The 20929-nt window shown below is 59.8% G+C and carries 17 protein-coding genes; 9 read left to right on the forward strand and 8 right to left on the reverse strand.

From position 1 onward, the window contains the following. Positions 1-82 precede the first annotated feature (82 nt). From OKC42_RS05525 to metK, 3 genes are all read right to left on the reverse strand, one after another. On the reverse strand, positions 83-787 hold the full coding sequence (locus tag OKC42_RS05525) for an endonuclease (protein ID WP_042055150.1): 705 nt from the start codon (positions 785-787) through the stop codon (positions 83-85). Positions 788-860: 73 nt separating this feature from the next. Continuing rightward, positions 861-1388, reverse strand: coding sequence for a SprT family zinc-dependent metalloprotease (locus tag OKC42_RS05530; protein ID WP_042055152.1), 528 nt, complete (start codon positions 1386-1388; stop codon positions 861-863). A gap of 68 nt (positions 1389-1456) precedes the next feature. Then, positions 1457-2608 carry a methionine adenosyltransferase gene (gene metK, locus OKC42_RS05535; RefSeq protein WP_270819201.1) on the reverse strand — a complete coding sequence of 384 codons (1152 nt, stop codon included), beginning with the start codon at positions 2606-2608 and terminating at the stop codon, positions 1457-1459. A 349-nt stretch (positions 2609-2957) separates the two neighbouring features. Here metK and tkt point away from each other — a divergent pair, with 349 nt between their 5' ends. Together tkt and OKC42_RS05545 are read left to right on the forward strand one after the other, a co-directional pair. Further along, positions 2958-4949, forward strand: a complete 1992-nt coding sequence (tkt, locus tag OKC42_RS05540; RefSeq protein ID WP_005338517.1) for a transketolase — start codon at positions 2958-2960, stop codon at positions 4947-4949. A gap of 290 nt (positions 4950-5239) precedes the next feature. Beyond that, positions 5240-5869 (forward strand): hypothetical protein, encoded by a 630-nt coding sequence (locus tag OKC42_RS05545; protein WP_042010712.1) that lies wholly within the window; start codon positions 5240-5242, stop codon positions 5867-5869. 207 nt (positions 5870-6076) lie between these two features. Here the strand turns inward: OKC42_RS05545 and OKC42_RS05550 are convergent, their stop codons facing one another. Further along, the gene (locus tag OKC42_RS05550; protein ID WP_270819202.1) at positions 6077-7105 is read right to left on the reverse strand and encodes an NAD(P)H-quinone oxidoreductase; all 1029 of its coding nucleotides are present in this window, start codon (positions 7103-7105) and stop codon (positions 6077-6079) included. A 135-nt stretch (positions 7106-7240) separates the two neighbouring features. On the opposite strand from OKC42_RS05550, the gene OKC42_RS05555 reads away from it, so the two are divergent. The 3 genes from OKC42_RS05555 (at position 7241) to OKC42_RS05565 (ending at position 9841) form a co-directional block, all read left to right on the forward strand. Further along, on the forward strand, positions 7241-8113 hold the full coding sequence (locus tag OKC42_RS05555) for a LysR family transcriptional regulator (protein WP_151286719.1): 873 nt from the start codon (positions 7241-7243) through the stop codon (positions 8111-8113). A 145-nt stretch (positions 8114-8258) separates the two neighbouring features. Beyond that, positions 8259-9122 carry a glyoxalase III HchA gene (gene hchA / locus OKC42_RS05560; protein ID WP_151286718.1) on the forward strand — a complete coding sequence of 288 codons (864 nt, stop codon included), beginning with the start codon at positions 8259-8261 and terminating at the stop codon, positions 9120-9122. Next, positions 9119-9841: a PA1136 family autoinducer-binding transcriptional regulator gene (locus tag OKC42_RS05565; RefSeq protein ID WP_081042825.1), complete on the forward strand. Its 723-nt coding sequence runs from the start codon at positions 9119-9121 to the stop codon at positions 9839-9841. Before hchA ends, OKC42_RS05565 begins: the two co-directional genes overlap by 4 nt. Before the next feature lie 72 nt (positions 9842-9913). On the opposite strand, the gene OKC42_RS05570 is transcribed toward OKC42_RS05565, so the two are convergent. Further along, on the reverse strand, positions 9914-11179 hold the full coding sequence (locus OKC42_RS05570) for a RidA family protein (RefSeq protein ID WP_151286717.1): 1266 nt from the start codon (positions 11177-11179) through the stop codon (positions 9914-9916). 1168 nt (positions 11180-12347) lie between these two features. Here OKC42_RS05570 and OKC42_RS05575 point away from each other — a divergent pair. Next, positions 12348-13220, forward strand: coding sequence for a hypothetical protein (locus tag OKC42_RS05575; RefSeq protein ID WP_019445246.1), 873 nt, complete (start codon positions 12348-12350; stop codon positions 13218-13220). A 22-nt stretch (positions 13221-13242) separates the two neighbouring features. On the opposite strand, the gene OKC42_RS05580 is transcribed toward OKC42_RS05575, so the two are convergent. Beyond that, positions 13243-14364, reverse strand: a complete 1122-nt coding sequence (locus tag OKC42_RS05580) for an anhydro-N-acetylmuramic acid kinase (protein WP_151286716.1) — start codon at positions 14362-14364, stop codon at positions 13243-13245. 313 nt (positions 14365-14677) lie between these two features. After that, on the reverse strand, positions 14678-16003 hold the full coding sequence (locus tag OKC42_RS05585) for a peptidoglycan DD-metalloendopeptidase family protein (RefSeq protein WP_111901543.1): 1326 nt from the start codon (positions 16001-16003) through the stop codon (positions 14678-14680). Positions 16004-16112: 109 nt separating this feature from the next. On the opposite strand from OKC42_RS05585, the gene tyrS reads away from it, so the two are divergent. After that, on the forward strand, positions 16113-17312 hold the full coding sequence (gene tyrS, locus OKC42_RS05590; protein ID WP_151286714.1) for a tyrosine--tRNA ligase: 1200 nt from the start codon (positions 16113-16115) through the stop codon (positions 17310-17312). Positions 17313-17354: 42 nt separating this feature from the next. On the opposite strand, the gene OKC42_RS05595 is transcribed toward tyrS, so the two are convergent. Beyond that, complete coding sequence (locus OKC42_RS05595; protein WP_151286713.1) at positions 17355-18290, reverse strand: LysR family transcriptional regulator; 936 nt, start codon at positions 18288-18290, stop codon at positions 17355-17357. Between the two features lie 108 nt (positions 18291-18398). Between OKC42_RS05595 and budA the strand changes: the two genes are divergently transcribed. Beyond that, positions 18399-19193 (forward strand): acetolactate decarboxylase, encoded by a 795-nt coding sequence (gene budA / locus OKC42_RS05600; protein ID WP_151286712.1) that lies wholly within the window; start codon positions 18399-18401, stop codon positions 19191-19193. An 18-nt stretch (positions 19194-19211) separates the two neighbouring features. Continuing rightward, on the forward strand, positions 19212-20882 hold the full coding sequence (gene alsS / locus OKC42_RS05605) for an acetolactate synthase AlsS (protein WP_118854201.1): 1671 nt from the start codon (positions 19212-19214) through the stop codon (positions 20880-20882). The last annotated feature ends 47 nt before the right edge of the window (positions 20883-20929 follow it).

Consider the following 20929-nt stretch of genomic DNA (forward strand, 5'->3'; position numbering starts at 1 on the left):
ATCCTGCGGCGAGCAAGGCTCACACGGCAGTGGGGAAGGGCTTCATGATAGGAGGGGCTATCCCCTCCCAGGTCAAATGGGGTTATTGGCACTGCTTTTCAATAAAGGGATTGGTATTGCCCTGCAGCTTGCCGATGTGGCGGTTGCGCTCGCACTCCCAGCCCTCTGCCGGGTACTGGCGATCCCAGGCTTCAAACAGTTTACGCTGTTGCGCTGCCAGACGCAGCCCATACTGCTGGCTCATGTAGAGGTAGGCGCGGGCAATCTGGCCCCGTACCGGCCCCTTGGGCGGCTGCACCCGACGATCCTTGAAATCCACCAGCATCTGGCACTGGCCGTACTGATCCGGCTTGCCGTTCCAGTCGGAGAAGCGGTAGTTGGCCCGATCGCCGTTCACTTCGCCAATGGCGGGGAAGAGGTTGTGCATGTCCCCCTCCATCTTGTTGAACTCGGGACTCGCTTTTTCGCAGTTCTTGCGACCGCCATCCTGCCAGCACTGCAGCTGGTGGCCGAACTCCCAGGCGGGGACCACGTGTTCCCACTCGATGCGGGCGGCGCGTTTGGCCTGCTTGCGCGGCTCGTAACCGCAGCTGGCGAGATCCGGGCTCATTTTCTTGCCCTGATAGTCGATGTCGCAGCCGCAGTAGAAGGTGGTGACCGCAGGCTGGCTGCGATAGATCTTCACCAGATCCTGCTTGGCTTCGCGAAAGGTCTGGGCGTGCAGGGGGGCGCTGAGCAGCGGTAAACCGGCCAGCAGGGTCAGGGCGAGGGAGGAGATGAAACGCATGGGATTCCTTGCAAACGGGGTGATTGACGAACGATGGCGGGCACCCTACCACAGGGGCGCGACACAAGCTGGCTTACTGCTCTGGCTCCGGCCGTTCCCGCTCCAGCGGCTGCTTGCAGCGACGACAGTGATAGCGGGCTTCGCCACGCACCACCTTGTTGTGGCGGCGTATCGACAGTTGATGCTGCTGGCAGTGACAGCGATAGGGCACGGTGCGCTGGGCCAGTACCGCCAGATCGAAGCTGTGGGTGGTTCTGGGCTCAAGGCCGAACACCTCCCGCATTACCGATTGCCACTGGCGGCCGTGGGGTAGCACCCGGTTTTTGCCGCGCCCGTCACCCCACAGGGCATAGACCAGCAGATGGGCCACCTCGTGGGGCACCACCTCATCCAGAAACGCCTGCTGGTTGGCCTGATAGAGGGCAGGGTTGAAGCGCAACTCCCAGGTTTGCAGCCGCGCCGATCCTGCCGCCCGGCCCCGCATATTGCAGTAGATCCGCGGGCGGGGGAAGGTGCGGCCAAGGCGCGCCTCGGCCTGCACAAAGCAGGCTTCTACGCGTTGTTGCAGCAGGGCGACAAGCTGGGCAGGAGTGGCAGACATCAACATCTCGTCAGATAGCGGATAAGCAAAAGGGGAGCCAGGCTCCCCTTTTATCACAACAGCGAGCCTTACAGGCCAGCGGCGGAACGCAGCAGTTCGGCCTTGTTGGTCTGCTCCCACGGGAACTCGTCACGACCGAAGTGACCGTAGGCAGCGGTAGCCTGGTAGATCGGGCGCTTCAGATCCAGCATTTCGATCAGGCCATACGGGCGCAGTTCGAAGTGCTCGCGCACCAGTTTGACCAGCAGCTCTTCGGCGACCTTGGCAGTACCGAAGGTTTCGACGCTGATGGAGGTCGGCTCGGCCACGCCGATGGCGTAGGAGATCTGGATTTCACAGCGATCGGCCAGACCGGCGGCAACGATGTTTTTTGCAACGTAACGTGCGGCGTAGGCAGCGGAACGGTCAACCTTGGACGGATCCTTGCCGGAGAAGGCGCCACCACCGTGACGGGCCATGCCGCCGTAGGTGTCGACGATGATCTTGCGACCGGTCAGACCGCAGTCACCCATCGGGCCGCCGATAACGAAACGGCCGGTCGGGTTGATGAAGTATTTGGTGTCCTTGTTGACCCACTCGGCCGGCAGTACCGGCTTGATGATCTCTTCGCGTACCGCTTCAACCAGATCTTTGTGGCTGATGGATTCAGCGTGCTGGGTAGACAGAACCACGGCATCGACACCGATGATCTTGCCTGCGTCGTCGTAGGCGAAGGTCAGCTGGCTCTTGGCATCCGGACGCAGCCACGGCAGGGTGCCATTTTTGCGCACTTCAGCCTGACGCTTCACCAGCAGGTGAGAGTAGGTGATGGGAGCGGGCATCAGCACGTCGGTTTCGTTGGTGGCGTAGCCGAACATCAGGCCCTGGTCGCCAGCGCCCTGCTCCAGCGGATCGCTGCGGTCAACGCCCTGGTTGATGTCCGGGGACTGCTTGCCGATGGCGTTCAGCACGGCGCAGGAGTCAGCATCGAAGCCCATGTCGGAGTGGGTGTAGCCGATTTCACGTACGGTATCACGCACGATCTCTTCGATATCAACCCAGGCAGAGGTGGTTACTTCGCCGGCCACCATGACCATGCCGGTCTTGACCAGGGTCTCGCAGGCAACGCGTGCCTTGGTATCTTGCTTGAGGATGGCGTCCAGTACCGCATCGGAGATCTGGTCCGCAATCTTGTCGGGATGGCCTTCGGAGACCGACTCGGAAGTAAACAGCTTTGCCATGATAAGAGTCTCAGCTTGTCTGGGTTATCGCCACAGCAATAACCGGATGAATAGGATGGTGTAGAGGTATCTACATCTGGACGTCTATTTTAATTAGCGCCCCCCCCGATTGCCAGCACTATTTTGTCGCGCAGTGTCCAATGGGTCACAAGCGGTGCTCTCCTATCCCGAAAGGGATGGAAATCAAACGTTTTTCTCTGGTTGCTTTGGTCAATAGAGGGCAAGAAAAGCGATTGTCCTCCCAAAGCCACTTTATTCATCCAGATAATATTTGCACGCCGCGCGCCCTGCTGGGACAATAACGCGCCTTAATCTTGGCCATCAAATGAAGCAATCGCAGGAGATTCAGATGCCTTCTCGTAAAGAGCTTGCCAATGCCATTCGTGCATTGAGTATGGATGCCGTTCAAAAAGCCAACTCCGGTCACCCGGGCGCCCCCATGGGAATGGCGGATATCGCCGAAGTGCTGTGGCGTAGCCACCTCAGACATAACCCGAACAACCCCAAGTGGGCCGACCGCGACCGTTTCATTCTCTCCAACGGCCACGGCTCCATGCTGCTGTACTCCCTGCTGCACCTCTCCGGTTATGACCTCTCCATCGACGATCTGAAAAACTTCCGCCAACTGCACTCTCGCACCCCGGGTCACCCGGAGTACGGCTATGCACCGGGCGTTGAAACCACCACTGGCCCGCTGGGTCAGGGCATCACCAACGCCGTTGGTATGGCGATCGCCGAAAAAGCCATGGCTGAGCAGTTCAACCAGCCGGGCCACGACATCGTTGACCACTACACCTACGCCTTTATGGGCGACGGCTGCCTGATGGAAGGTATCTCCCACGAAGCGTGCTCCCTGGCAGGTACCTTGCAACTGGGCAAACTGATCGCGTTCTGGGATGACAACGGTATCTCCATCGACGGTCACGTAGAAGGCTGGTTCACCGACGACACCGTCAAGCGTTTCGAAGCCTACGGCTGGCACGTAATCCCGGCTGTTGACGGTCACAGCCCGGAAGCCATCAATGCCGCCATCGAAGCCGCCAAGGCCGAGACCGGCAAGCCGACTCTGATCTGCTGCCGCACCATCATCGGTTACGGTTCTCCGAACAAATCCGGTTCTCACGACTGCCACGGCTCACCGCTGGGCAACGACGAGATCGCCGCGGCTCGCGCGTTCCTGAAGTGGGACCACGCCCCGTTCGTTATCCCGGCCGATATCGCTGCCGAGTGGAACGCTCAGGAGAAGGGTGCTGCACTGGAAGCCGACTGGGCTGCCAAGTTCGCCGCCTATGAAGCAGCTCACCCGACGCTGGCTGCCGAATTCAAGCGCCGTACCGCTGGCGAACTGCCGGCCAACTGGGCTGCTGAATCCGCCAAGATCATCGAAACCCTGCAAGCCAACCCGGCCAAGATCGCAACCCGTAAAGCGTCCCAGAACTCTCTGGAAGCGTTCGGCAAGCTGCTGCCGGAGTTCATGGGCGGCTCTGCCGACCTGGCTCCGTCCAACCTGACCATGTGGTCCGGCTCCAAGTCTCTGACCAACGACGATGCCTCCGGCAACTACATCCACTACGGTGTACGCGAGTTCGGCATGTCCGCCATCATGAACGGTATCGCCCTGCACGGTGGTTTCATCCCCTACGGCGCCACCTTCCTGATGTTCATGGAGTACGCCCGCAACGCCCTGCGCATGGCCGCCCTGATGAAGCAGCGCGCTATCTTCGTTTACACCCACGACTCCATCGGTCTGGGTGAAGATGGCCCGACTCACCAGCCGGTTGAGCAGATCGCCTCCCTGCGTCTGACTCCGAACATGAGCACTTGGCGTCCGTGTGACCAGGTTGAATCTGCCATCGCCTGGAAACACGCCATCGAGCGTACCGACGGCCCGACCTCTCTGATCTTCTCTCGTCAGAACCTGGCCCAGATGGATCGTACTGCCCAGCAGCTGGCCGACACCGCCAAGGGTGGCTACGTGCTGAAGGATTGCGCCGGTACTCCGGAGCTGATCCTGATCGCCACCGGTTCCGAAGTGGAACTGGCCGTTGCCGCCTATGAGCAGCTGACTGCCAAGGGCCGTGCCGTGCGCGTGGTCTCTCTGCCTTCTACCGACGTGTTCGACGCCCAGTCTGCCGAGTACAAAGAGTCCGTCCTGCCGTCCTCCGTCACCAAGCGTGTGGCCATCGAAGCCGGCATCGCTGACTACTGGTACAAGTACGTCGGTTTCGGCGGCAAGATCATCGGTATGACCACCTTCGGTGAGTCCGCACCGGCCGAGCTGTTGTTCAAGGAATTCGGCTTTACTGTGGAAAACGTGGTTGCGACCGCTGAATCCTTGTAATCGCTGATTGCTTTGTATTGAACTGAAAAGCGCCGCCCTTGGGAGGCGCTTTTTTATGGACTTTTTTTACTGAGGAAGCCGTACATTGCAGAATACGGAATATTCACTCCCATAAAATAGAATTCCATTTTTTGAAGGAAATAAATTATCTGATGAATTTTTAGTGATGAAGAATAAGGTAGTTTGCCATTTTTCAGAAACTACACGAGTACAATTTACAGATTTGTTAAAATCTACTCGACCTGATAAAGCACCACTGATAAATGGCAAAAACCCAAATAGGAGTCATCATGAGCAAAGAAAGCATGTCGCAGGATCCTTTTTTTTCGGTAAATGGGTTCAACTTTGATCTAGAACAACTTGCGGAGGGCATGACTAGAAACGATTGGCCTGATGGTGCCAAGGTGACCAGATGTACCGACAAAGACGGTACGACTAAGGCTTTATCACCAAAAGATGCTCTGATTGATGCTTATTTTGGCCACGAATTTTTCGATGAGGACCCCTTGAAGGTAAGCCTCGCCTTAACGCGCTACTTCCTTCAAACGGACCGCCCGTTATTGCCTGGAATGGTTGAGCTATTGATAGCTGGAATTACGGAACACCTGAAAGATGGAAAACCATGGGGTAGGAAAAACATAAAACGGAAAAAAGATCCCGAGCATCTTATGGCCGTTCTAGCTATAGATAATAAATTCAAGGGGAAGCGCCATGAGATTGGAGCAGAACTAAAAATTACTGCTGATGGTGTTAAATATATTGTCGGGCGAGCTAGGGAAGCAGTTTATCCCTCTCTCCTACATCTATTTGAATATCATATGTCGCCCAGTTTTGAAGAGGCGGTTAAGATCTTAGACCCAGCATATAGAGATGAGTTTATACGTAAAAATGGTATCAAACTAAACAGCCATAACCTGTAGCACGTAGGTTCGATTAGCGAAGCGTAATCGGACGTTCGCGTTCTTTAAGACGATGCCATAAAAATAATGCCCCTTCCTGTTACCTAAAAAGAGACCGGCATATAGCCGGTCTCTTTTTTATTTCTGCAACCCTTACGCCTGCGGCGGGGGTACTTTCCGCGTTGGATATCACCGCATCCACCTCGGCCTGCTCCACTATGGGCTTTATCAATCTGACGACAACGGCGCCATGGTTAATACCAGCTTGCCGATATGACGGCCTGAATCCAGCAAATGGTGAGCGGCAGCGGCCTCATCCAGCGGGAAGGTCTGGTAAACCTGCGGTTTGACCTCGCCGCGTTCGATAAATGGCCAGACATGAGTTTGCAGCTGGGCAATCAGTTCGGCTTTTTCCTGCGGAGTACGCGAGCGCAGGGTGGAGCCGATATGGGTCAGCCGCTTTTGCAGCATGGGAAACAGATCCAGATTGGGGGCGGCGCCCGCAATAATGCCGATCTGGACTATGCGACCATTGATGGCGGCCGCCGCATAGTTGCGCGCGACATACTCTCCGCCAATGATATCGAGAATGATGTCGGCGCCATGGCCATCGGTGGCTGCATGCACTGCCTCGACAAAATCCTCCTCCCTGTAGAGCACGGCCACATCCGCGCCCAGCTTGATGCTGGCGGCCTGCTGCTCGGGGGAGCCGACCGTGGTGATGATTTTGGCGGCGCCAAATGCCTTGGCCAGCATGGTGGCGGTCGTGCCGATGCCGGAGGCACCGCCATGGATCAAGATAATGTCCCCTTTTTTGAACTGACCCCGTTCAAACATATTTGACCAGACCGTCATAAAGGTTTCCGGCAGTGCCGCGGCTTCGACAAAGCTCAATCCGGGCGGCAGGGGCAGGACATTGCTCTGGTGGGCGACGCTGTACTCGGCATAGCCGCCACCCGAAATCAGCGCGGCGACCTTGTCGCCAATCTTGAGATGAGTCACCTGCTCCCCCTTGGCGACCACGACCCCGGCGACCTCCAGCCCGGGAATATCCGATGCCCCTGCCGGAGGCGGGTAGAGCCCCTTGCGCTGCATCACATCCGGCCCATTGATGCCGGTCGCATAGTGCCGGATCAAAACCTCATCGGGCTTGGGCGCCGGTGTGGCGCGGGTGGTCAGTTGCAAGACATCGGGGCCACCTGGCTGGGTAATCTCTACCGCGCTCATGGTGGCGGGAATGGAATAGGCGTTATGCATCAGCGGCTCCTTGTAACGAGGTGATATGAGGTTCCCCGGATGGGATGAGCACCAAGATAGTGGAGATTGCTGATGAATAAACGCAGTATTATCCCTCACCTGTAATGCAAAAATGCATTTCAATCGGGAGTCGTGATGAACTGGGATGATGCGAAAATTTTTCTGGCGTTGCATCGGGAAGGGAGCCTGAGGGGCGCCGCCCGTGTGGTCGGGGTCGATCAGGCCACCATTGGCAGACGGATTGCCGCACTGGAGCATCGTCTGGCGGCCACGCTGTTTCTCCGCACATCCAAAGGGTATGTGCTGACTCATGTCGGAGAGATAGTGCTGGCCAGCGCCCAGCAGATGGAGCTGGCGGCCATTGATTTTGTGCGGGCGGCGCAAGGGGTCGACAACCGCCTGGTTGGGGAGGTCAGCGTGGCGACCACAGACACCCTGGGGATGGATTTCCTGATACCGGCTCTGACCGAGCTGCATCAGCGTTATCCCGATATCAGGGTCATCCTCAATACCTCGACCCAGGTGGTCAATCTGTCCCTGCGGGAAGCGGATATCGCGATCCGGACGGTGAAGCCGGACAATCCCGACCTGATTATTCGCAAGCTGGCCTCCTGGCCGGTCGGGTTGTATGCCTCCGCCGACTATCTGGCTCGCCATGGTATTCCCGAAGCGGGCACCGGTTTTGCGGGCCATTCGCTGGTGGTGTATGAGCCCTACTGGCAGAGCGCGCGATCCCCCATGATGCTCGAAGAGGCGGCCGAGGGAGCCACGGTCGCCGCGGGAGTCAATACCAGCCTGATGCTGCGTCAGGCCCTGTTGATGGGGCTGGGGCTTGGCGAGGTAGCGGTTCCGCTCGCAGAGCAAGCCGGGTTGGTGCGGGTCTGGCCCGAGCGGCAGTTACAGCAATCCTACGATGTGTGGCTGGTGACCCATCAGGATGTGCAACATGCCGCGCGGGTCAGGGCGGTCATGGATGTTATCGTCAGGGCATTTGCCGCAATGGCCTAAGTCTGGCGGGGATTCTGTTCAGGTTTTGTCGCAGCGTGGTCACACCTCTTGCCATAGTCATGGCGGTTGAGGGAAAACCCTCATTTACTTGGTCTCTGACAGTCAATACTGTGAGACCGAGTCCACCACTACTGGAGCCTGACCCATGACCGACATGCTTGTTGACGATAAACAACCGACCCCGGATCCGGCAGAGCAGAATGCCTTCTTCCCGTCGCCCTACTCCCTGAGCCAGTTCACCTCGCGCAAATCTGACCTTGCCGGGGCCGACTATCCCGCTCCCTATCGGGAGGGGCGCTGGAAGATCCTGCTGATCGGTGCCGATGAGCGTTATCTGCCCACCGACAACGGCACCCTGTTTTCCACCGGCAACCATCCGGTCGAAACCCTGCTGCCCATGTATCACCTCGACAAGGCGGGCTTTGCCTTTGATATGGCCACCCTCTCCGGCAATCCGGTCAAGTTCGAGTGGTGGGCCATGCCCGGCGAAGACGAAGAGGTGCTGGGACTCTATGCCAAATATCAGGCGCAGTTCCGCCAACCGGCCAAGCTGGCCGACTTGCTGAAAGATGCGCTGGCCGCCGACTCCGACTATATCGGCGTCTTTATTCCCGGCGGGCACGGCGCCCTGATGGGGCTGCCGCAGAGTGCCGAGGTGAAAGCGCTGCTGGAGTGGGCGATGGCCAACGATCGCTTCATCATCTCCCTCTGTCACGGGCCTGCTGCGCTGCTGGCGGTGGCCAATCCAGAGACCTTCGCGGGCTACAAGATCTGCGCTTTCCCCGATGAGCTGGATGCCCAGACCCCGGCAATTGGCTATATGCCTGGCCACCTTACCTGGAAGTTTGGCGAGAAACTCAAAGAGATTGGCTTTGAGATCGTCAACAACGGCATCTCGGGAGAGGTGTGCCGGGATCGCAATCTGCTGACCGGTGACAGCCCGCTGGCTGGTAATAACCTCGGCAAGCTGGCCGCCACCACCTTGCTGGAGGCGGTTGCCAAGCGATGAGGTTGTCGTCATCGCCAGCGAATGCATTGCAGGTCGCGGTGGCGCTGGAAGGGTGCCAGCGGCTGGAGGAGATCCAGCAACTGGTGCGCGCCTTTGCCACCCCGCTGGGGTATCACCGCTTTGCGCTCTTCTCCATCAGTGCCAGCGAGGAGGGGGTGGTCGAGCATCTCTACTGGCTGGAGGGGGAGTGGCTGGAGAGCGGCGAGGCGGTCGACCTGCATGCCTATATGCGCGAGTGCCCGATGGCGATGCATATCAGGGAGCGAGACCAGCCCTTCTTCTGGAGCAAAACGGTTGGCGCTGCTGGCGAGCAGTACCGTATCGTTCGCCAGCCTGAGGGGCCGGGCCGACATGGCTTGCAGGTTCCCGTCTATGGGCCGTTGGGACTGGAAGGGGCGATGAGCTTTGGTGGCGATCAGATCGATGCCAGCGCTCCCGCTCGGGTTGGCCTTGCGCTGATCGCGGCGGCGGCTTTTCATGCAGCTCGTCGCCTGATGGAGATGCCTGTAGCGGGTCACGAGCGTGGCCTCACTGGGCGCGAGCGCGAAGTGCTGGAGTGGGTCTCCCGGGGTTGGCGCCATGCCGATATCGCCACCACCCTGAAGCTTTCGGTGCGCACGGTCGAGAACCATCTGCGCAGTGCCCGCCGTCGGCTGGGGGTGGCCACTACCGCAGAGGCGGTCAGAGTGGCGATCAGGAACCGCGATATCGAGGGCTGAGGGGCCATCCCTTTGTCTGGCATGTAAAAATAGACCGGCCATCAGCCGGTCTCTTTTTTATTTCCCGCAACATTACACCTGCGGCGGGGTGCTTTCCGCATTCGACATTACCGCATCAATTTGTACCAGGGCGCCAGCGGGTAGTTCGCTGACTCCGAATACGGTGCGGGCAGGCAGATAACCCGGGAAATATTTGGTGTAGATGGCGTTGACCGCATCCAGATCGGCGATATTGCCGAGCTGGATATTGACCTTGACGATATCGTCCATCACATGGCCGATGCTCTCCACAATTGCCTTGATATTGCTCAGGCACTGGGCGGTCTGCTCCTTGATGCAGCCAGCCAGGATCTTGCCAGTGGCGGGGTCAATCGGTAACTGCGCAGAGAGATGGTTGTAGTGGGAGAAGGCGACAGTCTGGCAATGGAGCGGGCTGCGTGGTGCCTTGTCGGTATTACGGGCACGGATCACCAGATTGTGTCTGTCTTCCACCAGTTGCGGCGGGGTGCCGTCACCGTGGGAGATGACCGCATCCATCTGCACCCGTGCCCCCATGGGCAGGGCTGCGGCACTGACTACCGAGCGGGCGGGCAGATAGGCGACGGAGCGGGCGATGGCGGAGTCGGGGAAGAAGGTGGTGTAGACCTCGTTGACGGCCTCCAGATCGGCCAGATCGGTCAGATAGACGGTCACCTTGACGATATCGTCAAACGGCACGTCGATGCTCTCCAGCACCGCCTTGATATTGCGCAGGCACTGGCCCGCCTGCTCCTTGATGCCACCGGCAACCAGCTGGCCCGAGGCCGCATCGACCGGCAGCTGGGCGCCGATATTGTTGTAGTGGGAGAAGGCCACGGTATGGGTGGAGAGCGGATTGTGCGGCGCCTTGTCACTGTTGCTGGCGAGCTTCACCAGCGGGCAAGGATCTTGCGGGAAGGTGCCTTCGCCGTTGGAGATGATGGCATCGATCTGCACCAGCGCACCCAGCGGCAGGGCGGCGACGGCGAGGGTGGTGCGGGTCGGCAGATAGCCCGGGAAGAATTCGCGATAGACGGCGTTGACCGCTTCCAGATCCGCCATCTCTTTCAGGAAGATGGTCGCTTTCACCATATCGTCCATCACATGGCCGATGCTCTCGATGATTGCCTTGAGGTTGCTCAGGCACTGTCTGGCCTGCGCGGTGACATTGCCGCTCACCATCTTGCCGGTGGCGGGATCGACCGGCAGCTGGGCGGAGATATTGTTGTAATGAGAAAACGCCACCGTTTGGGTGCAGGGGCCCAGATCCTGGGGTGCATGGGGGGTATTTCTTGCCGACTTGATGATGGTGCCACTCATAGATATGCCTCTTTTTAATATTTGTTGTTCATTCAGGTACAGGTTTACCCCATCTTGTTGTGCGCCATGGCCACTGCGCCAGCGGCGGCATCCCCGGTTATTATTTGTGATCCACTCAATTACTGAGAGGAATAAGGGAGAAGAGGACAGGGTAGATATTTCAGACGCTGCGATTCTATGAGTGGCTATCAGGGGTTGCAAACCGCTGATTGCATTTCTATGAGATGGCTCAATGGGTGCAAATTTAATCATATTGCTATTCAATTCACCCGAAATAGGAGCCAATTTGTGCGCAAATGGTGCCGAACCGGCGGACAGCCTTGCCCTGACTGGGTTTGCTCTCCCCCTCTTCGGGATATTGGCGTGTGAATAAAGGGTTAATATTATGCGCCGATGTGCAAATAATGCATGTTATGGTGCATGGATATCTGTTTTCAGCTCTTTTAAGGGGCTATGAAAATTCCCGTGAATATGCATATCCACCTTATTAAAGATACCTCTGGAATATAATTCATGGCTTTTGCATTCCTCTCTGTTAATGATTATTCCTGCATACTCGATGACGCCTTGCTGGCAGCCGGGATCTGTTATTAACGCCATAAAATTCTATGCCATGAATTTGCACGGCGGATCTGCCCCTGCTGCACAGGAGTGGGGAGCATGGCGTTGGCGTGACGGAGTGCGGGAGCTGTGGTGCTGGATGAGATGTGGCGCTGGATGAGGAAGGGGAGGTGGTGGTAATTCGCTTATCTTCACGCCGGTTGCATCCCCCGATGGGTGGGGTTGCCCCGCGTCGTCGCTTTTTCCACTTTTTTTGCGGCTTTGTCTGATCTCCCTCTTATCTGTGGCTGGTTGTGATGATTGGGATGGTTTTCAGGGCTCTGGAACAGTTCAGGTGATTTCGCAGGCGCAAAGTTCAATATGTTGTTTTTAAAGGTAAATACGTCAAAAAATGGATTTATCGACCGCTTCTTATGGTTTCTTGATGAAACTGTTAATTAGTGGCGTGATTGCGAGTCAGGTCGCTTTTTTCAATCGCTATTAATCGTATGATTAATAAGGTGATCAAGGAGCCCTGACGGAGAGCATCGATGCACCGGCAGGCCATTGCCCAGGATTGGCAAGCGAGATCGCGTCGCGATCATCATTACCTGACTGTGGAGGATTTATGCTGGGTTTCGTTCTGGGCGATATGTATTGTCAAACATCTGGGCAGCGGTTACCTCCTCGCCTGGGAAAGAGTTTTCCCATTCCGGCCGATTACCGACTGCGTGGCCGGGTATCCGCCGCCATCATGACCATCGAGAGCCTGCTCGATACCCCTTATCCGCAAAAGCAGTTTCGTGATCTGGTCTTTGGCGCCTTTATCGAGCGCCAGCGTCGGCTGTTTGGCGAACATGTGATTGTGGCCCGCATGGAAGGGGAGGAGGGGCTGGAGCTGTCGATTGACCTCTCGTTTGTCAGCACCGCCGTACCTGTGGGCCTGCTGGCCATCTCTGAAGAGCTGGCCCTCGCCACGGCGCCGCGTCCCAAGAAGAGCCATCCCCACTACGAGGCGCTGTGCAAGGCGATCGACTGCATGGTGATGCTGATGTTTTATGGCAAGGTGATCCGCCAGCGGAATACGGTGTTGGAAAATATCGGCCATCAGTTTGGTTATCAGCCCGCGGCGACCCTGACGGCGCGTGTTGGCAAGGGTGGGGAGGATGATTACGACGCCTTCATGGTCAATATCATGACCTGTATTGCCCACTCCAACTCGCTCAAGGAGGCGCTGGAGAACGCCAGCCGGATGGGAATTCAGGAGCCCGCTTTCTTCTGCATCGTCGGTGCGATTGCCAGCACCTTGTGGGGCGTGCCCAGACTGTGGGCGTATCAGGCTTCACAGCTGATCCATCGCTCCCACCACCACTACATCCAGAATCTGCTTCGCTGTGAAACCCGTGCCGGGCGGCGCCATATCAATCTGGAGCCGCCAAAGCCCCCGCTGTTTGCACCGATCCGGCAACAGGTTGTGCGTCTGTTCAAGGGGGCACACTGATCCGCAGCCCCCTTGTCATCACTCAGGCGGGATAAAGTGCACCCAGTACAGCCGGACGGCTGGCACCGGTGACGGCGGGCAGGTTGCCCGGCTTGCGGTGGACAAAGCACATGGCCAGCCAGGCAAAGGCTGCGCCTTCCACCCAGTCGGGGGCAAGGCCCAGCTCGGCAGTGCTGGCGATGCGCCATGCAGTCAGCAGGCTGGCCAGCTCCTTCAGCAAGGGGGTGTTATGGGCGCCGCCGCCGCAGACAAACAGCTCGGCTTTCGGCTGGCTGGTACCGACTGACTCGGGCCGGGCGGGCAGTTGGCGGGCGATGCTGTGGCAGGTGAGTGCCTGCAGGGTGCGCTGCACATCCACGGGGGCGTATGAAGTGCCTGCCAGCTCGCCATCGAGCCAATCGAGGGTAAACATCTCCCGTCCTGTGCTCTTGGGGGCGGGGGCGGCGAAGTAGGGGTGAGCCAGCAGTTTTTCCAGCAGGGCCGGGATGGGCTTGCCACTGGCGGCCCATTTGCCACCGGCGTCATAGCTGCCGCCGTGGGGCTGATGGCGGCGATACCAGCCATCGAGCAGGGTGTTGGCAGGGCCGGTATCAAAACCATATACCCCGCCCGGATTGCCTGGCAGCACCGAGATATTGGCGATGCCGCCGAGGTTCAGTACCACCCGCAGGGCGCCGGGCTTGGCAAACAGTGCCTGATGGAAGGCGGGCACCAGCGGCGCTCCCTGACCGCCGAGGGCCATATCCATGGTGCGAAAATCGGCGATAACGTCGATGCCGGTCAGGGCGGCCAGCAGGGCGGCGTTGCCGATCTGCAGGGTAAAGCCAAGCTGGGGGCGATGGCGGATGGTTTGGCCGTGGCTGCCGATGGCGCGAATATCTTTGGGCTCAAGCCGCGCCTTGGCCAGCAACGCGTGGGTGGCGGCGGCAAACTCTCGCGCCACCAGATTATCGGCCACACCCATGCGGTCGATTTCGTTGTCGCCCGGGGTGCAGAGGGCATGCAGCGTGCGTGCGGTCTCTTGCGGCCAGGGGTGACAAAGCGCCGCTTCGACCCGCAGTTCATCCCCGGCGATCATCACCAGCACGGCATCAATGCCGTCCATGCTGGTTCCCGACATCAGACCGATATAGCGCTCAGCCATGGTGTCTCCTTACATTGCTGCTTGAAAATGCGGTGTGCAGAGAGGGTGAAGAGGGGTACGGCTTTCATCCCATGCCACATAGCGTGGTCTTTGACATCAGACCGATATAACGCTCAACCATGTTGCATCCTCAATGCGGACCGGAAAAAGAGTGAGAGAGACAGGATAGATAAGCCCTTACTTCCGTGCCACATGCCGCTCCCAGTGTTCCATCTCATCTTATGTCCGAAATTGGACTCATTTCAATCTGGTTTCCTGGCGCGGGTTCAATAAAAGGGGCTGGCAGGGCCTTCACCCTGCCAGCCCTGATGGCTTAGTTGCCGCGACTATCCCGCTTGTTCTGGGCCAGCTGCAGCTCGGGGTTGTCGAGTTTGGCCAGTTGCGGCATAGCCAGCTTTTTGAAGTTGGCCAGCTCGCGTCCGCTCAGGGTCTCTGCCTGCGGCAGGGTGAGGGTGCGCGGGTTCTTGTGAATGCCGCCCACCACGAATTCGTAGTGCAGATGCGGGCCGGTGACGCGACCGGTGCCACCCAGAGTGCCGATGGTCTGCCCCTGCTTCACCCGCTGTCCCTTGTTGACGGTGCGCTTGGAGAGGTGCAGGTACTTGGTCACATAGTTGCCGGCATGCTTGATAAAGACGTAGTTGCCGTTGAACTGGTTGTAACCGGCAGCCACCACGCTGCCGGAGCCCGCTGCCATGATGGGGGTGCCCACCGGCGCCACATAGTCGATGCCGTTATGGGGGCGGATCTTGCCGGTCACAGGATGGAGGCGGCGCGGGTTGAAGTTGGAGCTGATGTATTTGAAGTTGACCGGCGCGCGCAGGAAGCTCTTGCGCATCGCTTTGCCTTCCGGGGTGTAGTAGTTGCCATCTTCATTGAGCACGGCGCGGTAGGCGGTGCCCTGGTTGACGAACTCCGCCGCCAGAATATCGCCGGAGGCGACCCGCTCGTCGTCGCGGAACTTGTCTTCATAGACCACCCGGAAGCTGTCCCCCGGCTGCAAGTCCTGGGCAAAGTCGATGTCCCAGCCGAAGATGGCGGCCAAGTCCATGATCTGATCTTCGGTCATCCCCGCATCCACCGCGGCGCCCCAGAAGCTGGAGCGGATCTCCCCTTTGCTCACCTGTTCGCGGGTGTCGAGGGCGATCTTGACGTTGCGAGCGACAAAGGTCTCCTCCTTGCGGCTCACCTTGAGCGCCTGCTCCAGACTGTGGGGGTAATATAGGCTGTGCAGCTCGCCGTTCTCGGTGAGCTTGAAGGTGAGCTCCTGCCCCGGTTGCAGCATCCGCAGGGGATCGCTGCCCTCGAGCTGGTCTATCAGGTGCAGATCCGTGGTGCTCAGGCCAATGCGCTGGAAGATCACCCCCATGTTGTCGCCACGGCGCACCTTCACCTGCTTGGTGATGTAGCGAGGCTTGGGCGGGGTAACGGGCTGGGCGGCTTCGGCCGTCAGCTCGTCGTTCAGCGCGTTGTCGTTGGCCGGTTCCCGCAGGGCAATTTCGTTGCCGTTTTCATCGACCCGTGTTGCTACTGCCTGTTCGCTTGGCCAGGCAGCCAGCATCATGATCATGATGCTCAAGATCAGCACCATCTTGCGGTGCCAGTGGGGGAGTGCGTTGAAGGCGTGCCAAATAACCATGAGAAGCAGATGAAGTCGGGCAGAATGGACGGATTTTACAGCCTTTCCAATTGGCCCGCCATTCCAGTAATATGTTTGGCCCTGTGGAATCGTGATGGAGAGTCAAAAAATGTCCCAGCTCGAGGTGGCGCTAGCCGAGATCAAGCGCGGAGCGGAAGAAATTCTGGTTGAAGAAGAACTTGTCGCCAAGTTGAAGGAAGGGCGCCCGCTGCGCATCAAGTTGGGCATGGACCCGACCGCCCCCGACATTCACCTGGGGCATACCGTGATCCTCAACAAGCTGAAGACCTTCCAGGATCTGGGCCATGAAGTGATCCTGCTGATCGGTGACTTCACTGCCATGGTGGGAGATCCCTCCGGCAAGAACGCCACCCGTCCGCCGCTCTCCGAAGAGGCCATCAAGCACAACGCCCTCACCTATGCCGAGCAGGCGTTCAAGATCCTCGACCCGGCCAAGACCCGCATCGAGTACAACTCGACCTGGCTGAGCGAGCTGGGTGCGACCGGCATGATCAAGCTGGCGGCCAAGCAGACCGTGGCCCGCATGATGGAGCGCGACGACTTTAAAAAGCGCTACACCGGCGGCCAATCCATCGCGATTCACGAATTCCTCTATCCGCTGCTGCAAGGCTATGACTCGGTCGCGCTGAAGGCGGACGTTGAGCTCGGCGGTACCGACCAGAAGTTCAACCTGCTGATGGGCCGCGAGCTGCAAAAAGATGCCGGCATGGCGACCCAGTGCGTGCTGATGATGCCGCTGCTGGTGGGTCTGGATGGCGTCAAGAAGATGTCCAAGTCCGCAGGCAACTACATCGGCGTCCACGACGCTCCGGGCGAGATGTTCGGCAAGATCATGTCCATCACCGACGATCTGATGTGGAACTACTACGAGCTGCTCTCCTTCCGTCCGCTGGCCGAAATTGAAGAGTTCAAGGCAGGCATCGCTGCCGGTACCCTCAACCCGCGCGATGTGAAGATCTGGCTGGCCAAAGAGATCATCGCCCGTTATCACGACGAAGCGGCGGCTGAAGCGGCCCACGAAGATTTCACCCAGCGCTTCTCCAAGAACGCCATCCCGGACGAAATGCCGGAGGTCGAGCTGGCACTGGAAGGCGAAGGTCTGGCCATTGCCAACCTGCTGAAAGAGGCCGATCTGGTGGCCACCACCTCCGAAGCGCTGCGGATGATCAAGCAGGGCGCGGTCAAGGTTGATGGCGAGAAGCTGGACGATGGCAAGGCACTCATCGGTGCCGGTACCGCCGTCTATCAGGTCGGCAAGCGCAAGTTTGCCCGCGTGACTGTCAAATAAGCAGTACCGTCAAATAAGCAGTCGCATCAGGCAAGCTTGCCATCAAACCGGTTCAAGCTTGTTCAACAGGGCCTCCTTCGGGAGGCCTTGTCGTATCTGGGCGGAACGGATCTGGGCGATAAAGTGCCGCAGCACGGCACTACCTGGGTGTGGTCGTGTCGCCAGACTGATACTGGTCATCATGCCGTTGCCCTCAATGGGGTGATAACTGACCCCGAGCGGGCGCAGCGCCGCCACCGAGCTGGGCACCAGGGTTACGCCAAAGCCCGCCTGCACCATGCCGACGGTGGAGATCACCTGCGGGCATTCGGGCCCCAATATCGGCTCGAAGCCAGCCTCCCGACAGAGGCCCACGATGCCGTCATAGAGCCCGGGCCCGATGGCGTGGGGAAACAGAATAAAACTCTCATCCTTCAGGCTGGCCAGTGGCAAGGGGCCCGGCTTGGCCTTGGGATGGCTGGTCGGCAGGGCGATCAGCAGCGGCTCCTGTTCGATGAGGTGGTGATCCAGCCCCTGACTGCCGCTGCAGGGGAGGCGCAGGATGGCAGCATCGAGCCGGTCGTGGCGCAGCGCCTCTACCAGTGCCGGCATGGTGCCCTCCTGCGGGGTGAGCGCCACCTCGGGGTAGCGTTCCCGATAGTCGTGCAGCAGGGTCAGCACCGCGGGGTGGAGCACGGTAGAGCCGGCAAAGCCGATGCGCAGCGCCCCCTGCTCGCCGCGGGCGATCCGCTTCACCTTCTGTTTGGCGGCATCGGCCAGCGTCAGGATCTGGGTGGCATCCCGATAGAGGCTCGCGCCCGCCTCGGTCAGCTCGACGCCGCGAGTCAGGCGGCGCAGCAGCGGGGTGCCGAGGCTCTCCTCCAGCTTGCGGATCTGCTGGCTCAGGGGCGGCTGGGCCATGTTGAGCGCCTCGGCTGCCCGGGTGAAGTTCTGTTTGTCGACGACCGCCATGAAGTAGCGCAGGGTTCGCAGTTCCATATCGAAAGAGTCTCAAAGTCGCGGGATCGGTGTATTGGCGTTGAAATGTGATCCGGGTCACCATTGAATCCGAACGCTAACAGGATTCAGGCCGGAGGTGAAACCCGAATGGAACGTATTGCAACATCTGACAGTGCCGGATGCGCGTGTGCCCTCGAAGTGAGCCAGCAGTTTTCCCGCTGGCGCAGGCAGCACGATGGCGGCGAGATCTACCAAAGCTCGCTGATGAGCGCCCTGCTGGCGGGGGTCTACGAAGGGGAGACCACCATGAGCGAGCTGCTGCGCCACGGCGACTTTGGTCTCGGTACCTTCAACCACCTCGATGGCGAGCTGATCGCCTTCGAGCGCCAGATCCACCAGTTGCGGGCCGATGGCTCGGCCCGGCCCGCCCGCGCCGATCAGAAGACCCCCTTTGCGGTGATGACCCACTTTCGCCCCTGTCTGGAGCGCCGTTTCGACCATCCCCTCAGCCGCGACGAAATTCACGAGTGGGTCGACCGACTGGTGGGCTCCGACAACGTGTTCGTCGCCATGCGCCTCGACGGCCAGTTCGAGTCGGCCAAGGTGCGCACCGTGCCGCGTCAGGAGCCGCCCTATCGCCCCATGCTGGAGGCCATCGAGCAGCAGCCGCTGTTCCGCTTTGCCGCGGTGGCGGGGACTTTGGTGGGCTTTCGCTGCCCGCCGTTTGTGCAGGGGATCAATGTGGCGGGCTTTCACGAGCACATGATCACCGCCGATCGCAGCGGCGGCGGTCATCTGCTCGACTACACCATGGCCCACGGCACCCTGCGTCTCTCCGTGGTGCGTCATCTCAATCTGGCCCTGCCATCGGATCCCGCTTTCCGGCAGGCCGACCTCAACCCCGCCGATCTCGATCGCGCCATTCAGGCCGCAGAAGGCTGATATAGAAGGAGCAATATCATGGAAAACAGACAGTGGAAGTGCGGCGCCGAGCTGGTGGTGCGCCATCTGGAGGCGCAGGGGGTCAAGCAGGTGTTCGGTATTCCCGGTGCCAAGATTGACCGGGTGTTCGATGCGCTGGAGGACTCTCCCATCGAGACCATAGTGGTGCGCCACGAGGCCAACGCCGCCTTTATGGCCGCCGCGGTGGGGCGTCTCACCGGCAAGGCGGGGGTGGCGCTGGTCACCTCGGGCCCCGGTTGCTCCAACCTTATTACCGGGCTGGCGACCGCCACCTCGGAGGGGGACCCCATGGTGGCGCTGGGCGGTGCGGTGCGCCGCGCCGACTGCCTCAAGCTCACCCACCAGAGCATGGATACGGTCAACCTCTGCCGTCCTGTGACCAAGTTCAGCGCTCAGGTCAACAGCGGGGCGGCCCTCTCCGAGGTGATGGCCAACGCCTTTCGTGCCGCTGAGTTTGGCCGCCCGGGTGCTGCCTTTGTCAGCCTGCCGATGGACATCATCAACAAGCCGGTGCAGGGGGAGGTGCTGGTGCCGCGCGAGATGCCGGAGCCCGGCGCCGCCGACGAGGCGAGCCTGACCCAGGCGCTCGAGCTCATTCGCGAGGCGGACAATCCGGTGGTGCTGCTCGGCCTGATGGCGAGCCGGCCGGAGAACGCCGAGGCTGTGCGCGCCTTCCTCGACAAGGCGCGGCTGCCGGTGACCGGTACCTATCAGGCGGCCGGGGTGGTCGACAGTTGCCACTTCGATGATTTCGCCGGGCGGGTGGGGCTCTTTAACAACCAGCCGGGGGATCAGCTGCTGGCAGGGGCCGATCTGGTGATTGCCATCGGCTACAGCCCCATCGAGTACGACCCCGTGCTGTGGAATGGCGACCGGGTGCGCCGCATCCTCCATATCGATGTGCTGCCCGCCGATATCGATAGTTGCTACTGCCCGGCGGCGGAGCTGCTGGGGTCGATCCGCGCCAACCTGTTGCAACTGACCCGCCGGATGGGTTCGCCCAAGCTGCGCATCCCCGAGGTAGATCGCCTGCTGCAAGGGGTGCGTCAGCAGCGGCTGCGGCTGGCGATGCGGGCCGACGATCTGCACGGCACGCCGGTGCATCCGCTGCGGATCGTGCGCGAGCTGCAGGATCTGGTGCGTGATGACATGACCCTCTGCGTCGATATGGGCAGCTTCCATATCTGGATCGCTCGCTACCTTTACAGCTTCCGCGCCCGTCAGGTGCTGATCTCCAACGGTCAGCAGACCATGGGGGTCGCCCTGCCGTGGGCTATCGGCGCCGCGCTGGTGCGGCCGGGGGAGAAGGTGATCTCGGTATCGGGGGATGGCAGCTTCATGCAGTCGAGCATGGAGCTGGAGACGGCGGTGCGGCTCAAGAGCAATATCGTCCACATCATCTGGGTCGATAACGGCTACAACATGGTGGCGATCCAGGAGCAGCAGAAGTATTGCCGCACCTCAGGCGTGTCGTTCGGCGCCATTGACTTCAAGCGCTACGCCGAGTCGTTCGGGGCGGCCGGTTTTGCGGTGCGCTCGGCCGACGAGCTGCGCGCCACCCTGCGTGCCGCGCTGGCGGTGGAGGGGCCGGCCGTGGTGGCCATTCCGGTGGATTACAGCGACAACCCCGGGTTGATGGCCCAGCTCAGACCGGAAGTGATGGCTTGAGTTGGCTCGGGCAGTGAGAGATGAAAAAACCGGCATCAGGGATGCCG

It is taken from the genome of Aeromonas sp. Y311-2 (genome assembly GCF_027706025.1).
In the GTDB taxonomy this organism is placed as follows: Bacteria; Pseudomonadota; Gammaproteobacteria; order Enterobacterales; family Aeromonadaceae; genus Aeromonas; species Aeromonas veronii.